This window comes from Escherichia sp. WS1152, from assembly GCF_046487665.1.
GTDB classification, from domain to species: Bacteria; Pseudomonadota; Gammaproteobacteria; order Enterobacterales; family Enterobacteriaceae; genus Escherichia; species Escherichia coli.
The window spans coordinates 20,325-35,505 of sequence record NZ_JBJQJA010000013.1 but is presented as its reverse complement, the minus strand read 5'-3'; the positions used below and the strand labels follow the sequence as shown (position 1 = coordinate 35,505).

The following is a 15,181-nucleotide window of genomic DNA, read 5'->3' as shown; positions in this document are numbered from 1 at the left end:
CTCCAGTTTGAACAGGAAAGAATATGTTATGAACCCTTATATTTATCTTGGTGGTGCAATACTTGCAGAGGTCATTGGTACAACCTTAATGAAGTTTTCAGAAGGTTTTACACGGTTATGGCCATCTGTTGGTACAATTATTTGTTATTGTGCATCATTCTGGTTATTAGCTCAGACGCTGGCTTATATTCCTACAGGGATTGCTTATGCTATCTGGTCAGGAGTCGGTATTGTCCTGATTAGCTTACTATCATGGGGGTTTTTCGGCCAACGGCTGGACCTGCCAGCCGTTATAGGCATGATGTTGATTTGTGCCGGTGTGTTGGTTATTAATTTATTGTCACGAAGCACACCACATTAAAAATAATTTCTTTTAAAAGACTGAAATATGGCGGTTCATATCTTTACATGGGCCGCTTTTGTTAATGTTTTTAGTTTTTGTGTATTCTTTTGTGCCTTCAAGATTATTGCGTAAGCAAATTGCAATACGATTATTGTTGTATATTCAAAAGAATGTGATAGTAATTGTCTTTTTAAATAAAAATTAAACAAAAATTATATCTCACCACTAAGGTTTATAAAAGCATACGTTAGCAGGTGTCACCATGAAAAAAGCCATAGCATATATGCGATTTTCATCACCAGGTCAGATGTCTGGCGACTCATTAAACCGACAGAGAAGACTTATTGCTGAATGGTTAAAGGTAAATAGTGATTATTATCTTGATACCATAACATATGAAGATTTAGGATTAAGTGCATTCAAAGGAAAGCATGCACAATCAGGAGCTTTTTCGGAATTTTTAGATGCTATAGAGCATGGTTATATATTGCCAGGAACTACATTGCTAGTTGAAAGTCTGGACAGACTTTCAAGAGAAAAAGTCGGTGAAGCGATTGAGCGTCTGAAATTGATTTTGAATCACGGTATTGATGTTATAACTCTTTGCGATAATACAGTCTATAATATTGACTCTTTGAATGATCCATATTCATTAATAAAAGCCATACTTATAGCACAAAGGGCAAATGAAGAAAGCGAGATAAAGTCAAGTCGGGTTAAATTATCATGGAAGAAAAAACGGCAGGATGCACTGGAGTCAGGCACGATTATGACGGCGTCTTGTCCGAGATGGCTCTCATTGGATGACAAAAGAACAGCTTTTATTCCAGACCCCGACAGGGTGAAAACGATTGAGCTAATTTTTAAACTCAGGATGGAAAGGCGATCATTGAATGCAATAGCCAAGTATTTAAATGATCATGCTGTAAAAAATTTCTCAGGAAAAGAAAGTGCATGGGGGCCTTCTGTAATTGAAAAATTATTAGCGAATAAAGCTCTGATAGGTATATGCGTACCTTCATATCGTGCAAGAGGTAAAGGAATAAGTGAAATCGCTGGCTATTATCCCAGAGTCATATCAGATGATTTGTTTTACGCTGTGCAGGAAATTCGGTTGGCACCTTTTGGTATTAGCAATAGTAGCAAAAATCCTATGTTGATAAATCTACTTCGAACAGTTATGAAGTGCGAGGCTTGTGGTAATACCATGATTGTTCATGCGGTATCTGGAAGTTTGCATGGCTATTATGTTTGTCCGATGAGAAGACTGCATCGATGTGGCAGGCCATCAATAAAGAGAGATTTGGTTGATTATAATATCATTAATGAGTTGCTTTTTAATTGTAGTAAAATCCAACCAGTTGAAAACAAGAAAGATGCTAATGAAACTTTAGAGTTGAAAATTATTGAGCTCCATATGAAAATTAATAATTTAATTGCTGCATTATCTGTTGCGCCTGAAGTTACCGCTATAGCAGAAAAAATCAGAGTATTAGATAAGGAATTACGAAGGGCTTCTGTATCATTAAAAACTTTGAAGAGTAAAGCGGTGAGCTCACTTGGTGATTTTCATGCTATTGACTTAACCAGTAAAAATGGGCGAGAGCTATGTCGTACACTTGCCTATAAAACATTCGAAAAAATCATAATCAATACAGATAATAAAACCTGTGATATCTATTTTATGAATGGCATTGTTTTTAAACACTATCCTTTAATGAAAACAATATCCGCCCAGCAGGCGATAAGTACTCTCAAATATATGGTTGATGGTGAGGTTTATTTTTGAGTAATAATCACTTTTTCAACCGTGCTATAGTAAGAAAGTTAGGTAAGTACAATAAAATTATCTATCCTGAACGAAGCGTCCTGAGCTATGGTTTTACTATAGGGACTGCCAATGGATGCTGGCGTTCTCGTTCTAGCAGTTCAACAATCCCCAATCACAAAACAATTCACTGATAACGAACTTTGCACACTCGCCTGGTTATGGCGAGCAGGGAATGTGATGTTAATTGCCTACCAGAACGTTACTCATCTTCTTCAGGATGCGGAGCATGGTGAAACTGGTCACTTCACTTCCATCGAGCAAGAATATCCCCAGATACTCAACAGAGCGCGAGCAATCCTCGTCCGAGAAACGGCACATGTAAAACTTCAGCCGTGGCAGGATGATAAGTGGAGTCGAGTATTGCCGCATTTACCTCAGAATCTGTTTCAATAAAGGCGCTAGTTAGTAAGGCTTCCGTCATTCTGCGATGACGGAAGTGCGGGCTGCGTACGGGAGAGCAATTGCATGAATAATATAAATATTCCGCTCACTCCATATAGCGATTTCTGATACAAACTTATCTATTGTGGTAAAATTATAGAAACAAACTTATAGCGTACTAACCATATGGACAATATTAATAAACACGGGCTCTCAAGAAGAATACCTGAGACAATAAAACGTCAGATAAGGCAAAGGTGCGGCTTTGGCTGTGTAATTTGTGGATTTGGATTTTATGATTATGAGCATTTTAAACCTGACTTCGTTGATGCCAAAGTACATGATCCGAATGGAATGACACTTCTTTGCTCCCAATGCAATCAAAAAAGAGCTCGTGGTAGACTTTCAGCACAGACAGTGGAAATAGCTGACAGAAATCCCAAGTGCTTACAGGCTGGTTTTGCAAATGAAATGTTTGATTTTCATAATGAGCCTATAACAGTAAAATTTGCAGGAGTGACGTTTCATAACTGTCAAAATTTGATTGTAGTCAACGAACAACCCATTCTTTCTGTGAAACCTTCACCCATACCACATGGACCGATGCTTTTATCAGGAATTTTCTGTAATTCTATTGGTAAGGAGACTTTACTGATAGATGAAAATGAATGGAAAGCTAAATCAGACAATTGGGATGTGGAGTGTACCGGCCCGCGTATAACAATACGACGTGGGCCAGGAGAGTTTGCCCTCGTTCTAAAAATGGAACCTCCAACAGGATTGATTGTTGAGCGTCTTGATATGTTGTATGAAGGGGTCAGGATGAAAGGAGATAAAGATCTGCTGGAAGTTTCGATTAATGGAGGTCCCTTGCACAGATGGCAATCATGCTCAATGTCAAATTGCCATACAGGGCTTGCGATTCAGGGCGGTATTAGAGCTGCTAATGATCCTTTGTATTGCGCCTAAATCCACTAAATTGATTTTCAACAATCAACTTGCCATAATTAAGTCACCGGAGTTTGAACTCCTCCGGTGACTTCTGCGCTAAACGGGGACGTTTATGCGCACATACAATCCAACCTCTCTTCTCCATTCACAGATGCAGAAATGCAACTGCGATATTTTGCATCCAGCGTTTGATCTCTGCGGAGGTGAAGCGTGAACCTCCCACAAGATGGTATCAAATTGCATCGCGGTAACTTCACCGCTATCGGTCGGCAGATCCAGCCTTATCTGGAGGACGGCAAATGCTTTCGCATGGTGCTTAAACCGTGGCGCGAGAGACGCAGTCTTTCCCAGAATGCACTCAGCCACATGTGGTACAGCGAAATCAGTGAATACCTCATCAGCAAGGGTAAAACGTTCGCCACTCCAGCTTGGGTAAAAGATGCTCTCAAACACACATATCTCGGTTATGAAACCAAAGACCTGGTTGATGTCGTAACCGGTGATATCACCACTATCCAGTCGTTACGCCATACCTCCGATCTTGATACCGGAGAGATGTATGTCTTCCTGTGTAAGGTTGAAGCCTGGGCGATGAATATTGGCTGCCACCTGACTATTCCGCAGAGCTGCGAGTTCCAGCAGCTCCGCGACAAACAGGAGGCGTAATGGCTACACCGCTTATTCGTGTCATGAACGGACACATCTACAGAGTACCAAATCGTCGTAAGCGTAAACCGGAGCTGAAGCCTTCCGAAATACCAACACTGCTCGGATATACCGCCAGCCTGGTTGATAAAAAATGGTTGCGACTGGCAGCAAGGAGGAATCATGGCTGATTTGAGAAAAGCAGCGCGTAGTCGGGAATGCCAGGTAAGAATCCCTGGCGTATGTAATGGCAACCCTGAAACGTCTGTACTGGCACATATCCGGCTGACTGGATTGTGCGGCACCGGTACCAAACCGCCAGACCTGATTGCCACCATTGCATGTTCTGCCTGCCACGACGAAATCGACCGCCGCACACATTTTGTCGATGCTGCATATGCAAAAGAATGCGCGCTGGAAGGTATGGCGAGAACACAGGTTATCTGGCTGAAAGAGGGGGTTATTAAGGCGTGAATACCTACAGCATCACATTACCCTGGCCTCCGAGCAATAATCGCTATTACCGCCATAATCGCGGGCGCACGCACGTCAGTGCAGAGGGGCAGGCATACCGCGATAACGTCGCCCGAATCATTAAAAACGCAATGCTGGATATCGGCCTGGCTATGCCTGTGAAAATCCGCATTGAGTGCCACATGCCGGATCGCCGTCGCCGTGACCTGGATAATCTGCAAAAAGCCGCTTTTGACGCACTCACTAAAGCAGGTTTCTGGCTGGATGATGCTCAGGTCGTTGATTACCGCGTTGTGAAGATGCCTGTTACCAAAGGTGGGAGGCTGGAACTGACCATCACCGAAATGGGGAATGAATGATGTTTGAGTTTAATATGGCAGAACTTCTTCGCCACCGCTGGGGGCGTCTGCGCTTATATCGTTTCCCCGGTTCTGTTTTGACCGATTACCGAATACTGAAGAATTACGCCAAAACCCTGACAGGAGCAGGAGTATGAAGTCAGAGATAACAATCAACTAATACTGTTTTGTTGATTTTTGCTTGTAATTGGCGTTCTGGTCTGATTTTTGTGGAGTAAGTTGATGCGTGATATTCAGATGGTTCTTGAGCGTTGGGGAGCGTGGGCGGCTAATAATCATGAAGATGTGACCTGGTCGTCCATTGCCGCCGGTTTTAAGGGATTAATTCCTTCAAAAGTAAAATCTCGCCCGCAATGTTGTGACGATGACGCGATGATCATTTGCGGGTGCATGGCCCGTCTGAAAAAGAACAACAGCGATTTGCACGATTTATTAGTAGATTATTATGTAGTCGGTATGACATTCATGTCACTGGCAGGTAAGCATTGCTGCTCTGATGGTTATATCGGGAAAAGGTTACAGAAGGCTGAGGGCATAATTGAAGGGATGTTAATGGCATTAGATATCCGGTTAGAGATGGATATCGTTGTTAATAACTCTAATTAATATGCCAATTGTTTACTAAAAATTATTAAAAATGGGGCGTTGCAACGCCCCCAAAAATAAAGGGTAATATATAACAGAAGGTTTATATAGTTAGAAGCAAGGTTGTGCTCCTAAAGGAAGTGGCTTGAGGGAGCCACTTATATGTTGGGGAGGCAAAGCCTCCCGCAACATATCTTTTTCGTAATCAGATTAGAACTGGTAAACCAGACCTACAGCAACGATGTCATCAGTGCTTACACCGAGTGCTTTAGTGAAGTCATTTTTGTCAAGCAGGTTGATTTTGTAATCAACGAAAGTAGACATATTTTTGTTGAAGTAATAGGTTGCACCTACATCAACATATTTGACTAAGTCCTGATCGCCCCATACTCCAAGATCCTTACCTTTAGATTGCAGGTAAGCAACGGACGGACGCAGACCGAAATCGAACTGATATTGTGCAACAGCTTCGAAGTTTTGAGCTTTATTAGCAACGAAGTGATCAGCAAATACAGTCATATTCTGGGTTTCAGAATAGGTAGTGGCCAGGTAAATGTTGTTAGCGTCATATTTCAGACCTGCGGCCCAAACTTCTGCATTTTTACCGGAAGCAAATACTTCAGGAAGAACTTTCCCTGCATTAACTTGAGTGTCGGTACGATCAGATTTCGCATAAGTTGCACCGATACCGAACCCTTCGTATTCATAGGTAGCAGAGAAACCGAAGCCATCACCGTTACCTTCGGTGTAGTTATCGAAATCGCTACGATCGTTTTTGCCTTGGTACTGAGCAGCAAAGTTCAGACCATCAACCAGACCAAAGAAGTCGTTGTTACGATAGGTTGCAACACCAGTGGTGCGACCAGTCATGAACACATCTGTTTGGGTCCAGGTATCGCCACCGAATTCTGGCAGAACGTCAGTCCACGCACCGATGTCGTATGCTACACCGTAGTTACGGCCGTAATCGATTGAGCCGTAGTCACCGAATTTCAGGCCTGCAAATGCAAGACGGGTTTTGTCTTTGGAGGAACCTTGAGATTCAGCGCGGTTGCCTTTGAATTCATATTCCCACTGACCGAAACCAGTCAGCTGATCGTTGATTTGGGTTTCGCCTTTGAAGCCAAGACGAACATAAGTAGTATCACCATCATCTGCATCGTTAGAGGAAAAGTAGTGCTTGGCATTAACTTTCCCGTACAGATCCAGCTTGTTACTGTCTTTATTATAAATTTCAGCTGCCTGAGCAGACATCGCCATCAGTACTGATGCAGCTACAGCAGAAATTGCCACTGTTAATTTTTTCATCGTGAGCCCTTTTTTTTGAACTATTATTAAAAAATGATGTCACTGCGCGATAAATATTCATCTAATCAATGTGATTATTTCAAGATGTAAGTTTTAGTTTCTCATTTAATTTGTGAGGTAGATCTCTATTTTTATCTGAACTTTTTCTATCGAAACCTATTTATGGCTCTTATTTGAACAAAAATAAACCTATTAGCTAATTTATATTAATGGCTGTTATTTATGGGGGTTCTATAATTCGGTGGTTTAATTTAAATCAACTAAAAATAACGCCGGAAATTATTTATTGGTTATTTGTTGAGGTTTTCTTATGTATTTGTGGTGGTGTTTTGAACACTCGGTAGCATTCTCATAAATATCATTCAGTGGTTTACGTACGTAAAAAATTGGTTATGCTGTTAAGAGTGGTTACTTCGTCACACAGCTTAAACCCGCCGTCGAGCTGGTTTTTCCATTTTTTGAGTCTCGATATTAGCTGATAACTCAATACCTGAGTTATTCACTGACTCCGAGTCTGTTACGTTTCTGCTTTTTTGCGATACGTTGTATTCCCTCAATTTACACCCGCTTTGTCTGCGAGGTGGGGTTATGAAATCCATGGATAAGTTAACAACGGGTGTCGCCTATGGCACCTCAGCAGGTAGTGCCGGTTACTGGTTTTTACAGCTGCTCGATAAAATCACGCCCTCACAGTGGGCAGCAATAGGTGTGCTGGGTAGCCTGGTATTTGGCCTGCTGACGTACCTGACAAACCTTTATTTCAAGATTAAAGAAGATAAGCGCAAGGCTGCGAGAGGTGAATAATGCCTCCATCATTACGAAAAGCCGTTGCTGCTGCTATTGGTGGCGGAGCAATTGCTATAGCATCAGTGTTAATCACTGGCCCAAGTGGTAACGATGGTCTGGAAGGTGTCAGCTACATACCATACAAAGATATTGTTGGTGTATGGACCGTATGTCACGGGCATACAGGAAAAGACATCATGCTCGGTAAAACGTATACCAAAGCAGAATGCAAAGCACTCTTGAATAAAGACCTTGCCACTGTCGCCAGACAAATTAACCCGTACATCGAAGTCGATATATCGGAAACAACGCGCGGCGCTCTTTACTCATTCGTTTACAACGTGGGTGCTGGCAATTTCAGAACATCGACGCTTCTTCGCAAAATAAACCAGGGCGATATCAAAGGCGCATGTGATCAGCTACGTCGCTGGACATATGCTGGCGGTAAGCAATGGAAAGGTCTCATGACTCGTCGTGAGATTGAGCGTGAAATCTGTTTGTGGGGTCAGCAATGAACAGAGTAACCGCGATTATCTCCGCTCTGGTTATCTGCATCATCGTCTGCCTGTCATGGGCTGTTAATCATTACCGTGATAACGCCATTACCTACAAAGCCCAGCGCGACAAAAATGCCAAAGAACTGAAGCTGGCGAACGCGGCAATTACTGACATGCAGATGCGTCAGCGTGATGTTGCTGCGCTCGATGCAAAATACACGAAGGAGTTAGCTGATGCGAAAGCTGAAAATGATGCTCTGCGTGATGATGTTGCCGCTGGTCGTCGTCGGTTGCACATCAAAGCAGTCTGTCAGTCAGTGCGTGAAGCCACCACCGCCTCCGGCGTGGATAATGCAGCCTCCCCCCGACTGGCAGACACCGCTGAACAGGATTATTTCACCCTCAGAGAGAGGCTGATCACTATGCAAAAACAACTGGAAGGAACCCAGAAGTATATTAATGAGCAGTGCAGATAGAGCTGCCCATATCGATGGGCAACTCATGCAATTATTGTGAGCAATACACACGCGCTTCCAGCGGAGTATAAATGCCTAAAGTAATAAAACCGAGAAATCCATTTACGAATGTTTGCTGGGTTTCTGTTTTAACAACATTTTCTGCGCCGCCACAAATTTTGGCTGCATCAACAGTTTTCTCCTGTCCAATTCCCGAAACGAAGAAATGATGGGTGATGGTTTCCTTTGGTGTTACTGCTGTCGGTTTGTTTCCAACAGTAAACGTCTGTTGAGCACATCCTGTAATAAGCATTGCCAGAGCGGCAGAAAACAACATTTTTTTCATCTTATTATCCTGCATTGTTAAAAACGGCAGAATCCTATGTGACAACAATTAAACGATAGTTAAATGGATTGATGAAAATTAAAACTATATAGGTGGATGCTCAGCCTATTGGAGGAGGGGGGGGGGGCACTCAGAATCCTGTGGAATGAAATAAACCGCTCTATCTGTTCATTACCCTTTTAGCAGCGCTGTATCGTCGCCGTATTCCCGCATTAACCATGACCGTAGCCCGACGGGGAATTCCTTCTGCGTGAGTGTGCGGGAATAATCAAAAACGATGCACACCGGGTTTTTACCGCGTTTATGGTTCGCGGGGGTGTCCCTCATGCTCGCCAGTCCTGTGCGGGGGTGGAAGAAACAGGACGTGTATTCAGGTCTGTGTGACTGTGGTCTCAAGACTTTTGTCGTTCAGCTATTAAATCCCATTACGAAGTAGACCAGAACGGCCAACGGGTCCTTTCCGGCGATCCGACAGGTTACGGGGCGGCGACCTCGCGGGTTTTCGCTATTTATGAAAATTTTCCGGTTTAAGGCATTTCCGTTCTTCTTCGTCGTAACTTAATGTTTTTATTTAAAATACCCCCTGAAAAGAAAGGAAACGACAGGTGCTGAAAACGAGCTTTTTGGCCTCTGTCGTTTCCTTTCTCTGTTTTTGTCCGTGGAATGAGCAATGGAAGTCAACAAAAAGCAGCTGGCTGACATTTTCGGCGCGAGTATCCGTACTATTCAGAACTGGCAGGAGCAGGGAATGCCCGTTCTGCGAGGCGGTGGGAAGGGTAATGAGGTGCTTTATGACTCTGCCGACGTCATAAAATGGTATGCCGAAAGGGATGCTGAAATTGAGAACGAAAAGCTGCGCCGGGAGGTTGAAGAACTGCGACAGGCCAGCGAGGCAGATCTCCAGCCAGGGACTATTGAGTACGAACGCCATCGACTTACGCGTGCGCAGGCCGACGCACAGGAGCTGAAAAATGCCAGAGACTCCGCTGAAGTGGTGGAAACTGCATTCTGTACTTTCGTGCTGTCGCGGATCGCAGGTGAAATTGCCAGTATTCTCGACGGGATCCCCCTGTCGGTGCAGCGGCGTTTTCCGGAACTGGAAAACCGACATGTTGATTTCCTGAAACGGGATATCATCAAAGCCATGAACAAAGCAGCCGCGCTGGATGAACTGATACCGGGGTTGCTGAGTGAATATATCGAACAGTCAGGTTAACAGGCTGCGGCATTTTGTCCGCGCCGGGCTTCGCTCACTGTTCAGGCCGGAGCCACAGACCGCCGTTGAATGGGCGGATGCCAATTACTATCTCCCGAAAGAATCCGCATATCAGGAAGGGCGCTGGGAAACACTGCCCTTTCAGCGGGCCATCATGAATGCGATGGGCAGCGACTACATCCGCGAGGTGAATGTGGTGAAGTCTGCCCGTGTCGGTTATTCCAAAATGCTGTTGGGTGTTTATGCCTACTTCATAGAGCATAAGCAGCGCAACACCCTTATCTGGTTGCCGACGGATGGTGATGCCGAGAACTTTATGAAAACCCACGTTGAGCCGACCATCCGCGATATTCCGTCGCTGCTGGCGCTGGCCCCGTGGTATGGCAAAAAGCACCGGGATAACACGCTCACCATGAAGCGTTTCACCAATGGGCGTGGTTTCTGGTGCCTGGGCGGTAAAGCTGCAAAAAACTACCGTGAAAAGTCGGTGGATGTGGCGGGTTATGATGAACTTGCTGCCTTTGATGATGATATTGAACAGGAAGGCTCTCCGACGTTCCTGGGTGACAAGCGTATTGAAGGCTCGGTCTGGCCAAAGTCCATCCGTGGCTCCACGCCCAAAGTGAGAGGCACCTGTCAGATTGAGCGTGCAGCCAGTGAATCCCCGCATTTTATGCGTTTTCATGTTGCCTGCCCGCACTGCGGGGAGGTGCAGTACCTTAAATTTGGCGATAAAGAGACGCCGTTTGGCCTCAAATGGACGCCGGATGATCCCTCCAGCGTGTTTTATCTCTGCGAACATAATGCCTGCGTCATCCGCCAGCAGGAGCTGGACTTCACTGATGCCCGTTATATCTGCGAAAAGACCGGGATCTGGACCCGTGATGGCATTCTCTGGTTTTCGTCATCCGGTGAAGAGATTGAGCCGCCGGACAGCGTGACCTTTCACATCTGGACGGCGTACAGCCCGTTCACCACCTGGGTGCAGATTGTCAAAGACTGGATGAAAACGAAAGGAGATACGGGAAAACGTAAAACCTTCGTGAACACCACGCTCGGTGAGACATGGGAAGCGAAAATCGGTGAACGTCCGGATGCTGAAGTGATGGCAGAGCGGAAAGAGCATTATTCAGCGCCCGTTCCTGACCGTGTGGCTTACCTGACGGCCGGTATCGACTCCCAGCTGGATCGCTACGAAATGCGCGTATGGGGATGGGGGCCGGGTGAGGAAAGCTGGCTGATTGACCGGCAGATTATTATGGGCCGCCACGACGATGAACAGACGCTGCTGCGTGTGGATGAGGCCATCAATAAAACCTATACCCGCCGGAATGGTGCAGAAATGTCGGTATCCCGTATCTGCTGGGATATTGGCGGGATTGACCCGACCATCGTGTATGAACGCTCGAAAAAACATGGGCTGTTCCGGGTGATCCCCATTAAAGGGGCATCCGTCTACGGAAAGCCGGTGGCCAGCATGCCACGTAAGCGAAACAAAAACGGGGTTTACCTTACCGAAATCGGTACGGATACCGCGAAAGAGCAGATTTATAACCGCTTCACACTGACGCCGGAAGGGGATGAACCGCTTCCCGGTGCCGTTCACTTCCCGAATAACCCGGATATTTTTGATCTGACCGAAGCGCAGCAGCTGACTGCTGAAGAGCAGGTCGAAAAATGGGTGGATGGCAGGAAAAAAATACTGTGGGACAGCAAAAAGCGACGCAATGAGGCGCTCGACTGCTTCGTTTATGCGCTGGCGGCGCTGCGCATCAGTATTTCCCGCTGGCAGCTGGATCTCAGTGCACTGCTGGCGAGCCTGCAGGAAGAGGATGGTGCAGCAACCAACAAGAAAACACTGGCAGATTACGCCCGTGCCTTATCCGGAGAGGATGAATGACGCGACAGGAAGAACTTGCCGCTGCCCGTGCGGCACTGCATGACCTGATGACAGGTAAACGGGTGGCAACGGTACAGAAAGACGGACGGCGAGTGGAGTTTACGGCCACTTCCGTGTCTGACCTGAAAAAATACATTGCGGAGCTGGAGGTGCAGACCGGCATGACACAGCGACGCAGGGGACCTGCAGGATTTTATGTATGAAAACGCCCACCATTCCCACCCTTCTGGGACCGGACGGCATGACATCGCTGCGTGAATATGCCGGTTATCACGGCGGTGGCAGCGGATTTGGTGGGCAGTTGCGGGCGTGGAACCCACCGGGTGAAAGTGTGGATGCAGCCCTGCTGCCCAACTTTACCCGTGGCAATGCCCGCGCAGACGATCTGGTACGCAATAACGGCTATGCTGCCAACGCCATCCAGCTGCATCAGGATCATATCGTCGGGTCTTTTTTCCGGCTCAGTCATCGCCCAAACTGGCGCTATCTGGGCATCGGGGAGGAAGACGCCCGTGCCTTTTCCCGCGAGGTTGAAGCGGCATGGAAAGAGTTTGCCGAGGATGACTGCTGCTGCATTGACGTTGAGCGAAAACGCACGTTTACCATGATGATTCGGGAAGGTGTGGCCATGCACGCCTTTAACGGTGAACTGTTCGTTCAGGCCACCTGGGATACCAGTTCGTCGCGGCTTTTCCGGACACAGTTCCGGATGGTCAGCCCGAAGCGCATCAGCAACCCGAACAATACCGGCGACAGCCGGAACTGCCGTGCCGGTGTGCAGATTAATGACAGCGGTGCGGCGCTGGGATATTACGTCAGTGAGGACGGCTATCCTGGCTGGATGCCGCAGAAATGGACATGGATACCCCGTGAGTTACCGGGCGGTCGTGCTTCGTTCATTCACGTCTTTGAACCCGTGGAGGACGGGCAGACCCGCGGTGCAAATGTGTTTTACAGCGTGATGGAGCAGATGAAGATGCTCGACACGCTGCAGAACACGCAGCTGCAGAGCGCCATTGTGAAGGCGATGTATGCCGCCACCATCGAGAGTGAGCTGGATACGCAGTCAGCGATGGATTTTATTCTTGGCGCGAACAGTAAGGAGCAGCGGGACAGGCTGACCGGCTGGATTGGTGAAATTGCCGCGTATTACGCCGCAGCACCGGTCCGGCTGGGAGGCGCAAAAGTGCCGCACCTGATGCCGGGGGACTCACTGAACCTGCAGACGGCTCAGGACACGGATAACGGCTACTCCGTGTTTGAGCAGTCACTGTTGCGGTATATCGCTGCCGGGCTGGGTGTCTCGTATGAGCAGCTTTCCCGGAATTACGCCCAGATGAGCTACTCCACGGCACGGGCCAGTGCGAACGAGTCGTGGGCGTACTTTATGGGGCGGCGAAAATTCGTCGCATCCCGTCAGGCGAGCCAGATGTTTCTGTGCTGGCTGGAAGAGGCCATCGCTCGCCGCGTGGTGACGTTACCTTCAAAAGCTCGCTTCAGTTTTCAGGAAGCCCGAAGTGCCTGGGGGAACTGCGACTGGATAGGCTCCGGTCGTATGGCCATCGATGGTCTGAAAGAAGTACAGGAAGCGGTGATGCTGATAGAAGCCGGACTGAGTACCTACGAGAAAGAGTGCGCAAAACGCGGTGACGACTATCAGGAAATTTTTGCCCAGCAGGTCCGTGAAACGATGGAGCGCCGTGCAGCCGGTCTTAAACCGCCCGCCTGGGCGGCTGCGGCATTTGAATCCGGGCTGCGACAATCAACAGAGGAGGAGAAGAGTGACAGCAGAGCTGCGTAATCTCCCGCATATTGCCAGCATGGCCTTTAATGAGCCGCTGATGCTTGAACCCGCCTATGCGCGGGTTTTCTTTTGTGCGCTTGCAGGCCAGCTTGGGATCAGCCGCCTGACGGATGCGGTGTCCGGCGACAGCCTGACTGCCCAGGAGGCACTCGCGACGCTGGCATTATCCGGTGATGATGACGGACCACGACAGGCCCGCAGTTATCAGGTCATGAACGGCATCGCCGTGCTGCCGGTGTCCGGCACGCTGGTCAGCCGGACGCGGGCGCTGCAGCCGTACTCGGGGATGACCGGTTACAACGGCATTATCGCCCGTCTGCAACAGGCTGCCAGCGATCCGATGGTGGACGGCATTCTGCTCGATATGGACACGCCAGGCGGAATGGTGGCGGGGGCATTTGACTGCGCTGACATCATCGCCCGTGTGCGTGACATAAAACCGGTATGGGCGCTGGCCAACGACATGAACTGCAGTGCAGGTCAGCTGCTTGCCAGTGCCGCCTCCCGGCGTCTGGTCACGCAGACCGCCCGGACAGGCTCCATCGGCGTCATGATGGCTCACAGTAATTACGGTGCTGCCCTGGAGAAACAGGGTGTGGAAATCACGCTGATTTACAGCGGCAGCCATAAGGTGGATGGCAATCCCTACAGCCATCTTCCGGATGACGTCCGGGAGACACTGCAGTCCCGGATGGACGCAACCCGCCAGATGTTTGCGCAGAAGGTGTCGGCATATACCGGCCTGTCTGTGCAGGCTGTGCTGGATACCGAGGCTGCAGTGTACAGCGGTCAGGAGGCCATTGATGCCGGACTGGCTGATGAACTTGTTAACAGCACCGATGCGATCACCGTCATGCGTGATGCACTGGATGCGCGTAAATCCCGTCTCTCAGGAGGGCGAATGACCAAAGAGACTCAATCAACAACTGTTTCAGCCACTGCTTCGCAGACTGACGTTACTGACGTGGTGCCAGCGACGGAGGGCGAAAACGCCAGCGCGGCGCAGCCGGACGTGAACGCGCAGATCACCGCTGCGGTTGCGGCAGAAAACAGCCGCATTATGGGGATCCTCAACTGTGAGGAGGCTCACGGACGCGAAGAACAGGCACGCGTGCTGGCAGAAACCCCCGGTATGACCGTGAAAACGGCCCGCCGCATTCTGGCCGCAGCACCACAGAGTGCACAGGCGCGCAGTGACACTGCGCTGGATCGTCTGATGCAGGGGGCACCGGCACCGCTGGCTGCAGGTAACCCGGCATCTGATGCCGTTAACGATTTGCTGAACACACCAGTGTAAGGG

Annotated in this window: 22 protein-coding genes; 20 read left to right on the top strand and 2 right to left on the bottom strand. The window is 48.1% G+C overall.

Going from position 1 to position 15,181, the window contains the following annotated elements; genetic code table 11:
* Nucleotides 1–28 precede the first annotated feature (28 nt).
* The 12 genes from emrE (at nt 29) to quuD (ending at nt 5,590) form a co-directional block, all read left to right on the top strand.
* Complete coding sequence (emrE, locus tag ACJHW7_RS18335; protein ID WP_001070446.1) at nt 29–361, top strand: multidrug efflux SMR transporter EmrE; 333 nt, start codon at nt 29–31, stop codon at nt 359–361.
* A gap of 64 nt (nt 362–425) precedes the next feature.
* The gene (locus ACJHW7_RS18330; RefSeq protein WP_032240663.1) at nt 426–548 is read left to right on the top strand and encodes a hypothetical protein; all 123 of its coding nucleotides are present in this window, start codon (nt 426–428) and stop codon (nt 546–548) included.
* Between the two features lie 57 nt (nt 549–605).
* Nucleotides 606–2,132 (top strand): recombinase family protein, encoded by a 1,527-nt coding sequence (locus ACJHW7_RS18325; RefSeq protein WP_016248610.1) that lies wholly within the window; start codon nt 606–608, stop codon nt 2,130–2,132.
* Nucleotides 2,133–2,243: 111 nt separating this feature from the next.
* Nucleotides 2,244–2,567, top strand: coding sequence for a P22AR C-terminal domain-containing protein (locus ACJHW7_RS18320; RefSeq protein WP_072847869.1), 324 nt, complete (start codon nt 2,244–2,246; stop codon nt 2,565–2,567).
* A 174-nt stretch (nt 2,568–2,741) separates the two neighbouring features.
* A complete protein-coding gene (locus ACJHW7_RS18315; protein WP_001348590.1) occupies nt 2,742–3,524 on the top strand; it encodes a hypothetical protein in 783 nt (260 codons plus the stop codon).
* A gap of 94 nt (nt 3,525–3,618) precedes the next feature.
* Nucleotides 3,619–3,720 (top strand): hypothetical protein, encoded by a 102-nt coding sequence (locus ACJHW7_RS18310; protein WP_072847868.1) that lies wholly within the window; start codon nt 3,619–3,621, stop codon nt 3,718–3,720.
* The gene (gene ybcN, locus ACJHW7_RS18305) at nt 3,717–4,172 is read left to right on the top strand and encodes a DNA base-flipping protein YbcN (RefSeq protein ID WP_001053027.1); all 456 of its coding nucleotides are present in this window, start codon (nt 3,717–3,719) and stop codon (nt 4,170–4,172) included. Before ACJHW7_RS18310 ends, ybcN begins: the two co-directional genes overlap by 4 nt.
* Nucleotides 4,172–4,342: a NinE family protein gene (locus tag ACJHW7_RS18300; RefSeq protein WP_000224914.1), complete on the top strand. Its 171-nt coding sequence runs from the start codon at nt 4,172–4,174 to the stop codon at nt 4,340–4,342. The genes ybcN and ACJHW7_RS18300 overlap by 1 nt, the downstream gene beginning before the upstream one ends.
* On the top strand, nt 4,335–4,625 hold the full coding sequence (locus ACJHW7_RS18295) for a DUF1364 domain-containing protein (protein ID WP_000774504.1): 291 nt from the start codon (nt 4,335–4,337) through the stop codon (nt 4,623–4,625). The genes ACJHW7_RS18300 and ACJHW7_RS18295 overlap by 8 nt, the downstream gene beginning before the upstream one ends.
* On the top strand, nt 4,622–4,984 hold the full coding sequence (rusA, locus tag ACJHW7_RS18290) for a crossover junction endodeoxyribonuclease RusA (protein ID WP_001099712.1): 363 nt from the start codon (nt 4,622–4,624) through the stop codon (nt 4,982–4,984). The genes ACJHW7_RS18295 and rusA overlap by 4 nt, the downstream gene beginning before the upstream one ends.
* Nucleotides 4,981–5,121, top strand: a complete 141-nt coding sequence (locus ACJHW7_RS18285; protein WP_000971055.1) for a YlcG family protein — start codon at nt 4,981–4,983, stop codon at nt 5,119–5,121. Before rusA ends, ACJHW7_RS18285 begins: the two co-directional genes overlap by 4 nt.
* An 85-nt stretch (nt 5,122–5,206) precedes the next feature.
* Nucleotides 5,207–5,590: an antitermination protein QuuD gene (gene quuD / locus ACJHW7_RS18280; protein WP_001204780.1), complete on the top strand. Its 384-nt coding sequence runs from the start codon at nt 5,207–5,209 to the stop codon at nt 5,588–5,590.
* 189 nt (nt 5,591–5,779) lie between these two features.
* On the opposite strand, the gene ACJHW7_RS18275 is transcribed toward quuD, so the two are convergent.
* The gene (locus ACJHW7_RS18275) at nt 5,780–6,877 is read right to left on the bottom strand and encodes a porin (RefSeq protein WP_000737283.1); all 1,098 of its coding nucleotides are present in this window, start codon (nt 6,875–6,877) and stop codon (nt 5,780–5,782) included.
* 588 nt (nt 6,878–7,465) lie between these two features.
* Between ACJHW7_RS18275 and essD the strand changes: the two genes are divergently transcribed.
* Genes essD through rzpD form a run of 3 tightly spaced genes read left to right on the top strand, consistent with a single transcriptional unit; the run spans nt 7,466 to nt 8,636 of the window.
* The gene (gene essD, locus ACJHW7_RS18270; RefSeq protein WP_000839592.1) at nt 7,466–7,681 is read left to right on the top strand and encodes a phage lysis protein EssD; all 216 of its coding nucleotides are present in this window, start codon (nt 7,466–7,468) and stop codon (nt 7,679–7,681) included.
* Nucleotides 7,681–8,178: a lysozyme RrrD gene (gene rrrD, locus ACJHW7_RS18265; protein ID WP_072847867.1), complete on the top strand. Its 498-nt coding sequence runs from the start codon at nt 7,681–7,683 to the stop codon at nt 8,176–8,178. The genes essD and rrrD overlap by 1 nt, the downstream gene beginning before the upstream one ends.
* Nucleotides 8,175–8,636, top strand: coding sequence for a prophage endopeptidase RzpD (gene rzpD, locus ACJHW7_RS18260; RefSeq protein ID WP_001082736.1), 462 nt, complete (start codon nt 8,175–8,177; stop codon nt 8,634–8,636). Before rrrD ends, rzpD begins: the two co-directional genes overlap by 4 nt.
* A 31-nt stretch (nt 8,637–8,667) precedes the next feature.
* Here rzpD and iss read toward each other — a convergent pair whose 3' ends face one another.
* On the bottom strand, nt 8,668–8,961 hold the full coding sequence (iss, locus tag ACJHW7_RS18255) for an increased serum survival lipoprotein Iss (RefSeq protein ID WP_000738421.1): 294 nt from the start codon (nt 8,959–8,961) through the stop codon (nt 8,668–8,670).
* 670 nt (nt 8,962–9,631) lie between these two features.
* On the opposite strand from iss, the gene ACJHW7_RS18250 reads away from it, so the two are divergent.
* The 5 genes from ACJHW7_RS18250 to ACJHW7_RS18230 are packed head-to-tail and all read left to right on the top strand — an operon-like array spanning nt 9,632 to nt 15,178.
* On the top strand, nt 9,632–10,177 hold the full coding sequence (locus ACJHW7_RS18250) for a DNA-packaging protein (RefSeq protein ID WP_021541897.1): 546 nt from the start codon (nt 9,632–9,634) through the stop codon (nt 10,175–10,177).
* Nucleotides 10,152–12,077: a phage terminase large subunit family protein gene (locus ACJHW7_RS18245; RefSeq protein ID WP_072847866.1), complete on the top strand. Its 1,926-nt coding sequence runs from the start codon at nt 10,152–10,154 to the stop codon at nt 12,075–12,077. The genes ACJHW7_RS18250 and ACJHW7_RS18245 overlap by 26 nt, the downstream gene beginning before the upstream one ends.
* A complete protein-coding gene (locus ACJHW7_RS18240; RefSeq protein WP_000198149.1) occupies nt 12,074–12,280 on the top strand; it encodes a phage head-tail joining protein in 207 nt (68 codons plus the stop codon). The genes ACJHW7_RS18245 and ACJHW7_RS18240 overlap by 4 nt, the downstream gene beginning before the upstream one ends.
* Nucleotides 12,277–13,878 carry a phage portal protein gene (locus tag ACJHW7_RS18235; RefSeq protein ID WP_072847865.1) on the top strand — a complete coding sequence of 534 codons (1,602 nt, stop codon included), beginning with the start codon at nt 12,277–12,279 and terminating at the stop codon, nt 13,876–13,878. Before ACJHW7_RS18240 ends, ACJHW7_RS18235 begins: the two co-directional genes overlap by 4 nt.
* Nucleotides 13,859–15,178 carry a S49 family peptidase gene (locus ACJHW7_RS18230; RefSeq protein ID WP_072847864.1) on the top strand — a complete coding sequence of 440 codons (1,320 nt, stop codon included), beginning with the start codon at nt 13,859–13,861 and terminating at the stop codon, nt 15,176–15,178. The genes ACJHW7_RS18235 and ACJHW7_RS18230 overlap by 20 nt, the downstream gene beginning before the upstream one ends.
* Nucleotides 15,179–15,181 lie beyond the last annotated feature (3 nt).

Bases quoted from the DNA above. Each gene is read 5' to 3' on its own strand.
- emrE (WP_001070446.1), top strand. From the start codon at position 29: ATGAACCCTTATATTTATCTTGGTGGTGCAATACTTGCAGAGGTCATT.
- ACJHW7_RS18330 (WP_032240663.1), top strand. From the start codon at position 426: ATGTTTTTAGTTTTTGTGTATTCTTTTGTGCCTTCAAGATTATTGCGT.
- ACJHW7_RS18325 (WP_016248610.1), top strand. From the start codon at position 606: ATGAAAAAAGCCATAGCATATATGCGATTTTCATCACCAGGTCAGATG.
- ACJHW7_RS18320 (WP_072847869.1), top strand. From the start codon at position 2,244: ATGGATGCTGGCGTTCTCGTTCTAGCAGTTCAACAATCCCCAATCACA.
- ACJHW7_RS18315 (WP_001348590.1), top strand. From the start codon at position 2,742: ATGGACAATATTAATAAACACGGGCTCTCAAGAAGAATACCTGAGACA.
- ACJHW7_RS18310 (WP_072847868.1), top strand. From the start codon at position 3,619: ATGCGCACATACAATCCAACCTCTCTTCTCCATTCACAGATGCAGAAA.
- ACJHW7_RS18300 (WP_000224914.1), top strand. From the start codon at position 4,172: ATGGCTACACCGCTTATTCGTGTCATGAACGGACACATCTACAGAGTA.
- ACJHW7_RS18295 (WP_000774504.1), top strand. From the start codon at position 4,335: ATGGCTGATTTGAGAAAAGCAGCGCGTAGTCGGGAATGCCAGGTAAGA.
- ACJHW7_RS18285 (WP_000971055.1), top strand. From the start codon at position 4,981: ATGATGTTTGAGTTTAATATGGCAGAACTTCTTCGCCACCGCTGGGGG.
- quuD (WP_001204780.1), top strand. From the start codon at position 5,207: ATGCGTGATATTCAGATGGTTCTTGAGCGTTGGGGAGCGTGGGCGGCT.
- ACJHW7_RS18275 (WP_000737283.1), bottom strand. From the start codon at position 6,877: ATGAAAAAATTAACAGTGGCAATTTCTGCTGTAGCTGCATCAGTACTG.
- essD (WP_000839592.1), top strand. From the start codon at position 7,466: ATGAAATCCATGGATAAGTTAACAACGGGTGTCGCCTATGGCACCTCA.
- rrrD (WP_072847867.1), top strand. From the start codon at position 7,681: ATGCCTCCATCATTACGAAAAGCCGTTGCTGCTGCTATTGGTGGCGGA.
- rzpD (WP_001082736.1), top strand. From the start codon at position 8,175: ATGAACAGAGTAACCGCGATTATCTCCGCTCTGGTTATCTGCATCATC.
- iss (WP_000738421.1), bottom strand. From the start codon at position 8,961: ATGAAAAAAATGTTGTTTTCTGCCGCTCTGGCAATGCTTATTACAGGA.
- ACJHW7_RS18250 (WP_021541897.1), top strand. From the start codon at position 9,632: ATGGAAGTCAACAAAAAGCAGCTGGCTGACATTTTCGGCGCGAGTATC.
- ACJHW7_RS18240 (WP_000198149.1), top strand. From the start codon at position 12,074: ATGACGCGACAGGAAGAACTTGCCGCTGCCCGTGCGGCACTGCATGAC.
- ACJHW7_RS18235 (WP_072847865.1), top strand. From the start codon at position 12,277: ATGAAAACGCCCACCATTCCCACCCTTCTGGGACCGGACGGCATGACA.